Annotated in this window: 13 protein-coding genes and 1 riboswitch; of the genes, 6 read left to right on the forward strand and 7 right to left on the reverse strand. The window is 63.9% G+C overall.

The annotated features are described in order from the left end of the window. Window positions 1-150 precede the first annotated feature (150 nt). Complete coding sequence (locus CAG44_RS06985) at window positions 151-1,833, reverse strand: fatty acid--CoA ligase (RefSeq protein ID WP_085587360.1); 1,683 nt, start codon at window positions 1,831-1,833, stop codon at window positions 151-153. A 310-nt stretch (window positions 1,834-2,143) separates the two neighbouring features. On the opposite strand from CAG44_RS06985, the gene CAG44_RS06995 reads away from it, so the two are divergent. The 3 genes from CAG44_RS06995 to CAG44_RS07005 all read left to right on the forward strand — a co-directional run bounded on the left by CAG44_RS06995 (window position 2,144) and on the right by CAG44_RS07005 (window position 5,014). Further along, the gene (locus CAG44_RS06995) at window positions 2,144-3,109 is read left to right on the forward strand and encodes a 2-hydroxyacid dehydrogenase (RefSeq protein ID WP_085587358.1); all 966 of its coding nucleotides are present in this window, start codon (window positions 2,144-2,146) and stop codon (window positions 3,107-3,109) included. Between the two features lie 54 nt (window positions 3,110-3,163). Next, window positions 3,164-4,162, forward strand: a complete 999-nt coding sequence (locus tag CAG44_RS07000) for a class I SAM-dependent methyltransferase (protein WP_085587356.1) — start codon at window positions 3,164-3,166, stop codon at window positions 4,160-4,162. A gap of 39 nt (window positions 4,163-4,201) precedes the next feature. Continuing rightward, window positions 4,202-4,341: riboswitch (yybP-ykoY riboswitch) on the forward strand. 88 nt (window positions 4,342-4,429) lie between these two features. Further along, window positions 4,430-5,014 carry a TMEM165/GDT1 family protein gene (locus CAG44_RS07005; RefSeq protein WP_013970934.1) on the forward strand — a complete coding sequence of 195 codons (585 nt, stop codon included), beginning with the start codon at window positions 4,430-4,432 and terminating at the stop codon, window positions 5,012-5,014. Between the two features lie 138 nt (window positions 5,015-5,152). Here the strand turns inward: CAG44_RS07005 and CAG44_RS07010 are convergent, their stop codons facing one another. The 4 genes from CAG44_RS07010 to CAG44_RS07025 form a co-directional block, all read right to left on the reverse strand. Further along, window positions 5,153-5,968, reverse strand: a complete 816-nt coding sequence (locus tag CAG44_RS07010) for a M48 family metallopeptidase (RefSeq protein ID WP_025337703.1) — start codon at window positions 5,966-5,968, stop codon at window positions 5,153-5,155. 199 nt (window positions 5,969-6,167) lie between these two features. Beyond that, window positions 6,168-6,788 carry an SOS response-associated peptidase gene (locus tag CAG44_RS07015; protein WP_085587354.1) on the reverse strand — a complete coding sequence of 207 codons (621 nt, stop codon included), beginning with the start codon at window positions 6,786-6,788 and terminating at the stop codon, window positions 6,168-6,170. Window positions 6,789-6,803: 15 nt separating this feature from the next. Then, on the reverse strand, window positions 6,804-7,064 hold the full coding sequence (locus tag CAG44_RS07020) for a putative signal transducing protein (RefSeq protein WP_025337701.1): 261 nt from the start codon (window positions 7,062-7,064) through the stop codon (window positions 6,804-6,806). Then, a complete protein-coding gene (locus tag CAG44_RS07025) occupies window positions 7,064-7,246 on the reverse strand; it encodes a CPXCG motif-containing cysteine-rich protein (protein ID WP_012270508.1) in 183 nt (60 codons plus the stop codon). The genes CAG44_RS07020 and CAG44_RS07025 overlap by 1 nt, the downstream gene beginning before the upstream one ends. 125 nt (window positions 7,247-7,371) lie before the next feature. Here CAG44_RS07025 and CAG44_RS07030 point away from each other — a divergent pair, with 125 nt between their 5' ends. Further along, a complete protein-coding gene (locus CAG44_RS07030) occupies window positions 7,372-8,538 on the forward strand; it encodes a 1-acyl-sn-glycerol-3-phosphate acyltransferase (protein ID WP_025337700.1) in 1,167 nt (388 codons plus the stop codon). 131 nt (window positions 8,539-8,669) lie between these two features. Here the strand turns inward: CAG44_RS07030 and CAG44_RS07035 are convergent, their stop codons facing one another. Together CAG44_RS07035 and CAG44_RS07040 are read right to left on the reverse strand one after the other, a co-directional pair. Continuing rightward, the gene (locus CAG44_RS07035) at window positions 8,670-8,930 is read right to left on the reverse strand and encodes a hypothetical protein (protein WP_012270506.1); all 261 of its coding nucleotides are present in this window, start codon (window positions 8,928-8,930) and stop codon (window positions 8,670-8,672) included. Window positions 8,931-9,127: 197 nt separating this feature from the next. Then, window positions 9,128-9,712: a YajG family lipoprotein gene (locus CAG44_RS07040; protein ID WP_013970929.1), complete on the reverse strand. Its 585-nt coding sequence runs from the start codon at window positions 9,710-9,712 to the stop codon at window positions 9,128-9,130. 145 nt (window positions 9,713-9,857) lie between these two features. Between CAG44_RS07040 and CAG44_RS07045 the strand changes: the two genes are divergently transcribed. Both CAG44_RS07045 and mqo read left to right on the forward strand, forming a co-directional pair. Then, on the forward strand, window positions 9,858-10,091 hold the full coding sequence (locus tag CAG44_RS07045) for a hypothetical protein (protein ID WP_085587352.1): 234 nt from the start codon (window positions 9,858-9,860) through the stop codon (window positions 10,089-10,091). Between the two features lie 600 nt (window positions 10,092-10,691). Then, entirely contained in the window at window positions 10,692-12,200 is a 1,509-nt protein-coding gene (gene mqo, locus CAG44_RS07050; protein ID WP_025337698.1) for a malate dehydrogenase (quinone), read from the forward strand. Window positions 12,201-12,285 lie beyond the last annotated feature (85 nt).

Raw genomic sequence — 12,285 nt, forward strand, 5'->3', positions numbered from 1 at the left:
TGTGATTTGCGCTCCGTGCGGCCAACTCGCTGCCATGTTGCCTCGGCTGCGCGCTGGCAGTGCTAAAGGATGGCGTATTTCTGCCGTTTGGCAAGGCTGCACCCCTCTAGCATGCGGGTCGCGTGTTGCGGTACGCGACCCGCATGGCGGTTACAGCGTGGAGAGGAACGCGCTGTTGCTGGCCTGCCACTGGACGATGTCCTGGCGGATGCGTTTCTTGTCGAGCTTGCCGACACTGGTCTTGGGAATTTCAGTAACAACGGCGATCTGGCTTGGAATCGCCCACTTGTTGATGTGCCCTTGCTCGACGAAGGGCTTGAGGTGTTCCTTCAGCGCCTTGGCGTCGATGACCTGGCCTTCGCGCACCACCAGCAGGGCAAACGGGCGTTCGCCCCACTGCGGGTCGGCCACCCCCACTACCGCCACTTCACGCACGGCCGGGTGGCGGCTGATCAGGTCCTCGAGGTCGAGCGAGGAAATCCACTCGCCACCGGTCTTGATCACATCCTTGATACGGTCGCGGATGTCGATGTAGCCCATGCCGTCGAGCGTGGCGACATCGCCGGTGTGCAACCAGCCACCCTGCCACAGCTCCTCGCTCTTCTCCGGCTCCTTGAAGTAGCCCATGGTCAGCCACGGCGCACGCAGCACCAGCTCGCCCTGGGTTTCACCATCGGCGGGCAGGAAATTGCCGTCGCCGTCGACGATGGCCGCCTCGACCAGCGGCACCGGCACGCCGGCCTTGATGCGGTAGGTGACGCGCTCATCCTCGCTGCCGGCCTGCAGTTCGTCGTTCAGGTGGGCGGCGGAAATCAGCGGGCAGGTCTCGGACATGCCATACGCGGCGGTCAGCTGGATGCCGCGTGCCAGGGCGGCCTGGTACAACGAGCGGTTGAGTGCGCTGCCGCCGATGATGATCTTCCAGCCGCCGAAGTCTTGACCTTGGGAGGTCGGGCAGTTGAGCAGCATCTGCAGGATGGTCGGCACGCAATGGGAGAAGGTGACCTTCTCTTCGCGCCACAGCTTGACCAGCATGTCCGGCTCGTAGCGCCCCGGATACACCTGCTTCATGCCGAGCATGGTGGCGGCGTAGGGAATGCCCCAGGCGTGCACGTGGAACATCGGCGTGATGGGCATGTACACGTCGTTGCTGCCCAGCAGGCGCACGCTGTCGATGCTGCCGGTCACCGAAGCTTCGGCCAGGGTATGCAGCACCAGCTGCCGGTGAGTGAAGTACACCCCCTTGGGGTTGCCGGTGGTGCCGGTGGTGTAGAAGGTGGTGGCCACCGAGTTCTCGTCGAAGTCCGGGAAGTCGTAGCGCGGGCTGGCAGCGGCCAGCAGTTGCTCGTACTCGCCCACCAGGTTGGGCAGCTCGGCTGTCTTGTCCGGGCCGTCGGTCAGCAGCACGGTCTTGTCGACGGTGGTCAGTTGCCCCGCGATGGCCTGGTACAGGCCGACGAAGTCGCTGTTGACCAGCACCACGCGGTCTTCGGCGTGGTTCATGGTGTAGAGAATCTGCTCGGGCGACAGGCGCACGTTGATGGTGTGCACCACCGCGCCGATCATCGGAATGGCGAACATGCATTCCAGGTAGCGGTGGCTGTCCCAGTCCATCACCGCCACGGTGTCACCGGCCTTTACCCCGGCTTCGGTCAGCACGTTGGCCAGGCGCGCGATGCGCTCGTTGAGTTGTGGGTAGGTCAGCCGCAACTGGTCGCGGTAGACGATTTCGCGGGTTTTTTCATAGCGGCTGCCAGACATCAGCAGGCGCTTGATCAGCAGGGGGTAGGCGTAGGCGCCCTCGGCGGGCTTGATGATGCGGGTCTGCAACATGGGTATCCCTTTTCTGAAAAGCGGGCCGGACAAGTCTGGGAACTACTGTAGTTCGCCAATGTGACGGCTAAATCAGCCGAAGGAATGATTTGCATGATGAAGGTATGAGTGGCGGGCGTTGACGGGCGGCAAGGTTGAACTAGACACTGCGGCGGCAGCTTCAGGATTTGTGCTGGAGCCAAAGGCCCTTTCGCGGGCACGCCCGCTCCCACAGGTACTACACACCCCGCAGGTTGGTGGGGTCCTGTGGGAGCGGGCATGCCCGCGAATGGCCACAACACCGAAATCCCGCCCAGCCTCGGAGAACTTCATGCCCAGCCCGCGTCGCGCCGTGTTTCTCGATCACCAGTCCCTGGACCTGGGCGATCTCGACCTCTCGCCCCTGAAGCAGCAGTTCGATGAGTTCGAACTGTTCGCCGCCACTCACCAGGAGCAGGTCGCCGAACGCCTGCAGGGCGCGGTGGCGGTAGTCAGCAACAAGGTCATGCTCGACGCCGCGACCCTGGCCGCCAACCCGCAACTGAAGCTGATCCTGGTGGCCGCCACCGGCACCAACAATGTCGACCTGGCGGCCGCGCGCGCCCAGGGCATCACCGTGTGCAACTGCCAGGGCTACGGCACACCGTCCGTCGCCCAGCACACCCTCGCCCTGCTGCTGGCCCTGGCCACCCGCCTGTGCGACTACAACCAGGCGGTAGCCGACGGCCAGTGGGCCAAGGCCAGCCAGTTCTGCCTGCTGGACTTCCCCATCGTCGAACTGGAGGGCAAGACCCTTGGCCTGCTCGGCCACGGTGAACTGGGCGGCGCGGTGGCGAGGCTGGCCGAAGCCTTCGGCATGCGCGTGCTCAGCGGGCAGCTCCCCGGCCGCCCGGAACGCGCCGACCGTTTGCCACTGGACGAGTTGCTGCCGCAAGTCGACGCCCTGACCCTGCACTGCCCGCTGAACGAGCACACCCGACACATGCTCGGGGCCCGCGAACTGGCCCTGCTCAAGCCCAACGCGTTGGTGGTCAACACCGCCCGCGGCGGCCTGATCGACGAGCAAGCGCTGGCCGACGCCCTGCGCAGTGGCCACCTGGGCGGTGCCGCCACCGACGTGCTGAGCGTGGAACCGCCGGTCAATGGCAACCCGCTGCTCGAACCCGGCATCCCGCGCCTGATCATCACCCCGCACAGCGCCTGGGGCGCAGTGGAATCGCGCCAGCGCATCGTCGGCCAGCTCAGCGAGAACGCCCAGGCCTTCTTCGCCGGGCAGCCACGCCGCGTGGTCAGCTGAGCCCGACGCCCGCCTCTGCTACACTGCGCCACTTTTTTCCAGGAGGCGTCGTCCATGGACCCGCGCAGTGAAGTGTTGCTCCGCCAGGCAGAGCTGTTCCAGGGCCCGCTGCTGCTCGCCGGCGCCCCCGCCGACGGCCTGCTCGGCCAGTTGCCCCAGGCCCGGGCCTGGACCTGGCATGCGGGCGACCAGGCCATGCTCGAGAGCCGCTTCGCCGGGCGCAGCCACTATGCAGTGGAGCCCCCTGAAGTGGCTTTCGACAGCGCCGTGCTGTTCCTGCCCAAGTCCCGCGAACTGGCCGCCTACCTGCTCAACGCCCTGGCCTCGCGCCTGGCTGGCCGAGAGCTGTACCTGGTCGGCGAGAAACGTGGCGGCATCGAGGGCGCGGCCAAGCAGCTGCAGGCCTTTGGCAAGCCACGCAAGCTCGACAGCGCCCGCCATTGCCAGCTGTGGCAGGTGACCATCGAGCACGCGCCAGAAGCCAAGCCCCTGGAAAGCCTGGCCGAACGCTTCGAGCTCAGCCTGGAAGACGGCCCACTGCAAGTGGTCAGCCTGCCCGGTGTGTTCAGCCATGGTCGCCTCGATCGCGGTACCGCCCTGCTGCTCAAGCACCTCGACGGCCTGCCGAGCGGGCATGTGCTGGACTTCGGCTGCGGTGCCGGGGTGCTGGGCGCCACGGTCAAACGCCGTTATCCGCAAAACCGGGTGACCCTGCTGGACGTGGATGCCTTCGCCGTGGCCGCCAGCCGCCTGACCTTGGCCGCCAATGGTCTGGAAGGCGAAGTGATCAGCGGCGACGGCATCGACGCGGCGCCGACCGAGCTGAGCCTGATCCTGAGCAACCCGCCGTTCCACACCGGGGTGCACACCAACTACCAGGCATCGGAAAACTTGCTGAAAAAATCGGCCGTTCATCTGCGAAAAGGTGGCGAAATGCGCCTGGTTGCCAACAGCTTCCTGCGCTACCAGCCACTGATCGAAGGGACGCTGGGCAACTGCCAGGTACGCGAGGAGGCGGACGGTTTCCGCATCTACCAGGCAACACACGGATAAAAACAGCGCTTGCCGAAAGCGTTTTGCCTAGGCAGAATCCGCACCGTCCTAGGGGAGTAGTCTCCCGCGAGCGCCCAGCTCGCCCGGTACGCGTCAACATACTTGGTCCACAGACCATGGCGCGTGCGACCCACCATGCCAGCCTGCATGGCGAGATCCGCATAGACGGATCCAGGGTTTGACAAGACCTATGACACGCACACCTTACCCGGGGCGGGGAGGCTGTACGTGTCATAGCCGTGTCGACCCGCCCCCGTAGGAATCCTGATGCTGGAATCTCTGTTGGTCCCCACCGCCATCGTTGCCCTCGCCGAAATCGGCGACAAGACGCAATTGCTCGCGCTCATACTCGCTGCCCGCTTCCGCAAGCCCTGGCCGATCATCGCCGGCATCATCGCCGCCACCCTGGCCAACCATGCCGCGGCTGGTGCCGTGGGCGCGTGGGTCGGCAGCTTCTTCAGCGACTCGGCACTGCACTGGATCCTGGCTGCGAGCTTCACCGCCACTGCCCTGTGGACCCTGGTTCCGGACAAGATGGATGACGACGAGAACCCGGCGCGCCGCTTCGGGCCGTTCCTGACCACGCTGATCGCGTTCTTCCTGGCTGAAATCGGTGACAAGACCCAAGTCGCCACGGTGATGCTGGCAGCACAGTATCCGTACCTGATCATGGTCATTATCGGTACCACCCTGGGCATGCTGATTGCCAACGTGCCGGTGGTACTGGCGGGTAACTTCGCGGCGGACAAACTGCCGCTGACGCTGATCCGTCGCCTGGCGGCCACGGCGTTCTTCGTGCTGGCGATCGTGGCCGTGTATTCGGCAATGAAAGCCAGTGGCTGGGTGGGCTAACTGCTGACGGGGGCCGCTCTGCGGCCCAATCGCCGGCAAGCCAGCTCCCACAGGGTGCTCTATCGGCCTCAAGGCCTGTGCAATACCTGTGGGAGCTGGCTTGCCGGCGATTGGGCTGCAAAGCAGCCCCTTACGGTCTTACTTCTTGGCCGCCTGATACAGCGGCATCACCTTCGGAATGGCCGCCTGCAACGAAGCAATGCGGCTCTGGGACGCCGGGTGAGTGCTCATGAACTCAGGCGGTGCGCCTTCGGAAGCCTGGCTCATCTTGTTCCACAGGGTGATCGCGGCATTCGGGTCGTAACCGGCACGCGCCGAGAGCTCCAGGCCGATCAGGTCGGCTTCGTTCTCGTTGGCCCGGCTGTTGGGCAGGGTCATGGCATAGTTCACCACGGTATCGGCCATGGCCATGCTGCCCTGGCCGAGGCCAAAGAGGGCACCGGCGCCCTGGCGCGCCATTTCCACGCCATACGCCTTGGACATCGCCTCGCGGCTGTGCTCACGCAGGGCGTGGGCGATCTCGTGGCCCACCACCGCAGCAATTTCCGCATCGGTGAGCTTGAGCTGATCGATCAGCCCGGTGTAGACGATGATCTTGCCGCCAGGGCCGCAGTTGGCGTTGAGCTCGTCGCTCTTGATCACGTTCACTTCCCAGTTCCATTGCGCGGCATCCGGGCGGAACTTGGGGGTCTGGGCGATCAGGCGGTTGGCAATTACCTGCACACGCTTGGCAACAGCGCTGGACTTGTCGAGCACGCCTTTGTTCGATGCTTCACCCAGGGTCTGCTGGTACGACTGGGCGTACATCTGGTTGACCTCATCGGTCGAGAGCATGCTGAACATGTACTGCTGGCGCTCGACGCCGACAGCACCGCCGCTGGTGGTATTCACCGCCTGGCAGCCAGCTAGCAGGATGCCAGCACTCAACAGGCTGACGACAAAAGACTTACGCATGAAAACACTCCCTTTCTACATGCGCCGTATCCTAGGCCGAGTCGCCGGTGGGCCGCCATAGCCGCACGGAAGAATTTATTTGCCTGCACCGGCCTCTTCGCGGGCACGCCCGCTCCCACAGTGAATACAGTAAACCTGAAGGCAGTGTAATACCTGTGGGAGCGGGCATGCCCGCGAAGGGGCCGGTACAGGCAGCCCCTCAAGCCGGGGTCAGGCACTCCGGCGCATCCAGCTTCGGGTCATTGACGAAATGCGCCAGGGCCCGCTCGCGCAGCGTCGCCGGCGGGCTGGCCAGCAACTCATGCAGGCGGGCCAGCGGCGTGTCCGGGTCAAGCCAGGCCGCCTGCCCCGCCTCGTCCAGTATCAGCGGTCGACGCTGGCTCATCGCCGCCTGGGTCACCACCGCACAACTCAGCCAAACCTGGTCCTGCACCGGGTAGGCCTCCCACACGGCGGCGAAGTACAGCGATGCGCCCTCCCCCGGGGTCAGCCAGTACGGGCGCTTGCGCACGCTACCGCGCCATTCGTAAAAGCCGTTGGCCGGCATCAGGCAGCGGCGCTGGCGAAACGCATCGCGAAACATCGGTTGCTCGGCCAGGGTTTCGGCGCGGGCATGGGCGGGAGTACGAGACAGGTCGGTGAGCCAGGCCGGGGTCAGCCCCCAGCGCGCCTTGGCCAGTTGCAGCTGGCCGTCGAGCTGGCGCTGGATCAGCACCGAAGCCCCGGGCGAGATGTTCCATTGGGCTGGCTGGCCAACGGGAAAGCCCGGCAGACTGGCAAGAGCCTGGGGCCAGCGAAACAGGGCGTAACGTCCACACATGGGCGAATTCAGAACCTAGCAGATCAAGGTACCGGGGAAACTCTCCGGTTCGTCACCAACCAGTGGCTGGGCGTCATTGTACGCATCGATCAGCTGCCGTGCGTACTCGGCCTGCTCATCAGCCACGGCAAGCCCCAGCAAACCCTGCATCGGCAGCTCACCGGCAGCACCGACCAGGTCACGGCCAACCAGGTGTGCCTCGATCCCCTCGCTGGCGAGCATGCCCGCCAGCATTTCAGCCTCGAGCAGGCTTTCCGGTTCGTAGATACGCTGCATCAGTCATTCTCACCGAATACATCCAGCATCCACTCCTCGCCATGAACTTGCAGCACGAAGCGGATAGGCTTGCAGCATACCTGGCAGTCCTCGATGTACTCCTGATCGCCACCGGACAGGTCCACCGTGGTTTCGACTTCTTCGCCACAATAGGGGCAATCGTAGATAGCAGTTTCCAGCATCGCGGCCTCCGGGGTGACTTATGCGTATAATTGCCGGTCTGTTTACAGGGCCTGTGTGTGTCCGAGCCGTTTTTCGGAGCCCGTCCCTACCTTATTACCCTAGCCGTTTCCAACAAGAGAGCATGATGGGCGAATTCGATGCCATCCGACCGTACGACGACGCTGAGGTCCCTGCCGTTCTGGCACGCCTGCTCAGCGACCCGGCATTCCTCGATATCCTCACCCACTTCCGCTTCCCGCGTGCGGCCGGTGCTCTCGGCTGGTTGCTCAAACCGCTGATCGCCCGCCGCCTGCGCAAGGAATTCGCCGGTGTCACCTGTGTCTCGACCTTGCAGGACAAAGTCGAGTACTACGTCGACCAGACCATCGACCGCGCCACCGACGGCGTCACCTATTCGGGCGTGGAGCAGCTCAAGGCCGGCACCGCCTACCTGTTCCTGGCCAACCACCGTGACATCGTCATGGACCCGGCCTTCGTCAACTACGCGGTGTACCACGCCGGCCTGCCCACGCCGCGCATCGCCATTGGCGACAACCTGCTGCAAAAGCCGTTTGTCAGCGACATGATGCGCCTGAACAAGAGCTTCATCGTGCACCGCTCGATCAGTGGGCGCCGCGAAAAGCTGGCGGCCTACCAGTTGCTCTCGGCCTACATCAACCATTCGATCCGCAACGACGCCACGTCGATCTGGATCGCCCAGGCCGAAGGCCGGGCCAAGGACGGTGACGACCGCACCGATTCGGCGATCCTCAAGATGTTCCACATGAGCCGCAAGGACGAGCCGTTCGGCGCGGTGATCCAGAGCCTGAACCTGACACCGGTTTCGATCAGCTACGAATATGACCCGTGCGACCAGGCCAAGGCCCGCGAGCTGTACATCCGCGCCACCACCGGCACCTACAAGAAGGCGCCGGGCGAGGACGACAACAGCATCGCCAAGGGCATTACCGGCTACAAGGGCCGGGTGCACATCAACTTTGCCCCGCCGGTGACCGAGTACCACGAGGACACCAAGCAGCTGGCAGTGGAAATCGACCGGCAGATCCTCGGTGGCTACCGGCTGTTCCCAGTGCACTACCTGGCCTATGCGATGTGGGATGGCAAGGATGAGGCGCTGCAGGTGCCGAGCGCCGAGAAGGTGTTCCCGGCTGATGAGCTGGCCCGGGCCAAGGAAGAATGGCAACGCCGCCTGGATGCCTGCCCCGAGGAGCAACGGCCGTACCTGGTGTTGCAGTATGCGACGCCGGTGCGCAACCAGTACCAGGTAAGGCAGCAGGCACCGGTTGCCTGAGCGAATGCCGGGGCTGCTTTGCAGCCCATCGCCGGCAAGCCAGCTCCCACAGAGACCGCATTTCCCTCAGGCTTGTGTAATCCTGTGGGAGCTGGCTTGCCGGCGATGGGCCGCAAAGCGGCCCCGGAATCTCAGACCCAGGTACTGAACCAGGACAACAGCAGCGCCATCGCCAGGCACGAAAACCCAAGAATGTAGAAGTACCGCGGTACCCGCAGGTCGAACGCGTCCACCACCCCCTCGTCCACCGCCATGTATTCGCGGGTCTCGGCCTCGCGCCGCCGCGCACTGTGCAGCAGCAACCCACCCGGGCAGGTCAGCAGCAGCGCCAGCAGATTTATCAGCTTGGTCGGGTGGGCGGCCAGGAACCCCCAGAGCACTTGCAAGGACATCACGCAACCTCGGTATGAGCGACGGCAAAGGCCGGCATTCTACCCAAGTCGTGCCCAGACGCCCGGCCCAGGCGACAAAGTGTCATCAAATTTCATCTGGCATGGCATGAAGATTTGCCGGCCTCTTCGCGGGCACAGACAACAAAAAACCCGCTGCCTGGAACACAGGCAGCGGGTTTTGTTTTACAGCTGAAGCCTTACTGCCCCAGCACCTGACCGATGGTCGGGTCCTTGAACATGCGGGTCAGGGCATCGCTCAGCACATCGCCCACCAGCTGGGTGTTGGTTTCCTGGTTCGGCGCCATGCCGAAACGCTGGTCCAGCGAAGCGCCGTAACGGCCACTGTAGCGGCGGCCGCCATTGGACACGTCGGCACGGAAGGTGGCGCCGATGGTAGCCTCGGTCACGTACAGGTTGTCTTTCGGCGACTGGTACTTCAGCTCCGCCAGGGTCACGGTCAGCTGCGGCGCGTTGTAGGCGTTCGGCGTCGGGGTGAAGCCGAGCAGGCGCACGGCGGCTTCGGCCTGGGCCTGCAGCTTGGGCACGATGTCGTTACCGCTGACGCTGATGGTGCTGGTCTCGGGGTACATGCCACCGCGAGTGCCCAGGGACTGCGAGGCCCGGCCGTCAACCACCCGGACCACTACCGGCTGGCCATGGCCGACCGGGGCGAGCTGGGCCTTGAGCGTGGGTTGCGGATTGAGTTGTTGCGGGCTGTGGGCACAACCGACCAGGCTGAGGCTGGCCACGGCGATCAAACCGAACAACAGACGTTGCAACATGCGCGTTACTCCAGAAAATGCGGCGAAGGCCCACAGTATACCTAGCCACGCATCGACCAGTCATCGGTCCGGCCCGCTTGTCACAATCGTTTCATCGCCGCGCCCTTATCCTTGCGCCAAGCCCTAACGCACAGGACTCGCTGCCATGGCCTCGCTCTGGACCCTGCTCTTCCAACGCCCGCGCCACAACACCTATGCCCGCCTCGACGCGAACGGCAAATGCCTGGCCTTCAAGCAATGCAGCCAGGCGCCCAGCGGCAGCGGCTGGGTCCAGATCAGCGAAATCCAGCTCGCCTGGCTGGGCCGCGAACTGCCCGCCAGTGCCCGGGTTTGCGCCCGCGCAAGCCGCCGCTGGCACCAGCGCATCCTCGCGGCCTGACAAACGCTGCAATAAAAACCACGAATGGCGACATTTCTGCCCGCGACATCGCTATAATCTCCCCCCGATTATAAGGACGTCTCCTGATCGGGCCCCGCACTCGCCGATTGACCCCGGCAACTTCAACGCTTCGCCCACAGAGAGCCTTCCACTCAGGTCTTGCATCGGCTGTCGTGCCTGCTTTTCCGGCCCTTCACACTGCATGAACCTGCGGGTTGCCATCGCGCAGTCCCCTTTTGAGGTTCACGTCTCCAAAAGAGCGTGAAAAAACGGTTTTCACAACTTCACAAGAGTGTGGCGAGCAAATGAACAGTCTGGCATGTGCAAAAGCGGCAGATGTGTCCCGAACAGCCCTGAACAGGCGGCAAATGCGCTCATCCCGTATGAGTGTCTGAGCCGTTCCATAACGCACGCACGACACCTTGACCATAAGTCGAATTGCCGCACCCGTGGCAAACCGCGTTCAATACGCGAACCCGAAGACTGATTGGCGGTGTCCGCGGAAGTTGCAAGAACTGCGAAAAGTCGGACATGGCGACCCTGGCGAACCCAGGTCCTATGCTGTCAATTAGGTAGCTGTAGATTGTGGAGACGCGTTAAATGGCGCAGAACGAATCGGTTGATGTGGTACTGGTAGGCGCGGGCATCATGAGTGCCACCCTGGCCGTACTGCTCAAGGAGCTCGACCCGACCCTGAAGCTTGAGGTCGTGGAGGCGATGGACTCCGGAGCCGCGGAAAGCTCCAACCCCTGGAACAACGCAGGCACCGGCCACGCCGGCCTGTGCGAGCTTAACTATACGCCCCAGGCCGCCGATGGCAGCATCGACATCAAGAAGGCCGTGCACATCAACACCCAGTTCGAGGTTTCGCGCCAGTTCTGGGCCTACCTGAGCAAGAAGGGCAACTTCGGCTCGGCACGTGCCTTCATCAACCCTGTCCCGCACCTGAGCTACGTCGAGGGTGACAAGGGTGTTTCCTTCCTCAAGAAGCGCTATGAGCTGCTCAAGCAGCACCATGCCTTCGCGGACATGGAATACACCGAAGACAAGGCCGTGATGAATGACTGGATGCCGCTGATGATGCCAGGCCGCCCAGCCGACCAGCACATCGCCGCCACCCGCGTGCTCAAGGGCACCGACGTCAACTTCGGCGCCCTGACCAACAAGCTGCTGAAGCTGCTGGGCGACTCGCAGGATGCTCAGGTCAAGTACAGCAAGAAGGTCGTCGGCCTGCGCCGTAACGGCAAGGGCTGGACCGTGAGCATCAAGGACGTCAACAGCGGCGGCAGCCGTGAAGTGGACGCCCGCTTCGTCTTCCTCGGCGCCGGTGGCGCGGCCCTGCCGCTGCTGCAGCTGTCGGGCATTCCGGAAAGCAAAGGTTTCGGCGGCTTCCCGGTCAGCGGCCAGTGGCTGCGTTGCGACAACCCGGAAATCGTCAAGCAGCACCAGGCCAAGGTCTATAGCCAGGCTGCGGTCGGCGCCCCACCGATGTCGGTACCGCACCTGGATACCCGCGTGGTCGATGGCAAGAAATCGCTGCTGTTCGGCCCATATGCCGGCTTCACCACCAAGTTCCTCAAGCACGGTTCGCTGATGGACCTGCCGCTGTCGGTGCGCATGGGCAACATCGGCCCGATGCTGGCCGTGGCCCGTGACAACATGGACCTGACCAAGTACCTGGTCAGCGAAGTGATGCAGTCGATGGAGCAGCGCCTGGAAGCCCTGCGTCGCTTCTACCCGCAGGCCAAGGCCGAAGACTGGCGCCTGGAAGTGGCTGGTCAGCGCGTGCAGATCATCAAGAAAGACCCGAAGAAAGGCGGCGTTCTGCAGTTCGGTACCGAGCTGGTCTCGGCCCAGGACGGCAGCCTGGCTGCACTGCTCGGCGCATCGCCGGGTGCTTCGGTAACCGTGTCGATCATGCTGGAACTGATCGAGCGCTGCTTCCCCGAGCAGGCCAAAGGTGCCTGGGCTGCCAAGCTCAAGGAAATCTTCCCGGCTCGCGAGAAGACCCTGGCGACCGATGCTGCCCTGTACCACAAGATCAGTGCCGACAACGACGTGGCGCTGGACCTGGTGGAAAGCAGCCCGGCGGCCAAGCATTACGCCTGATTCGGCCGGTAACGAAAAAACGCCCCTCGGGGCGTTTTTTTGTGCCTGGTTGCTCATTCACCTGTGCCGGCCTCTGCGGGCATGC

Origin of the sequence: Pseudomonas sp. B13(2017) (assembly GCF_002113245.1) — a bacterium.
In the GTDB taxonomy this organism is placed as follows: Bacteria; Pseudomonadota; Gammaproteobacteria; order Pseudomonadales; family Pseudomonadaceae; genus Aquipseudomonas; species Aquipseudomonas putida_Z.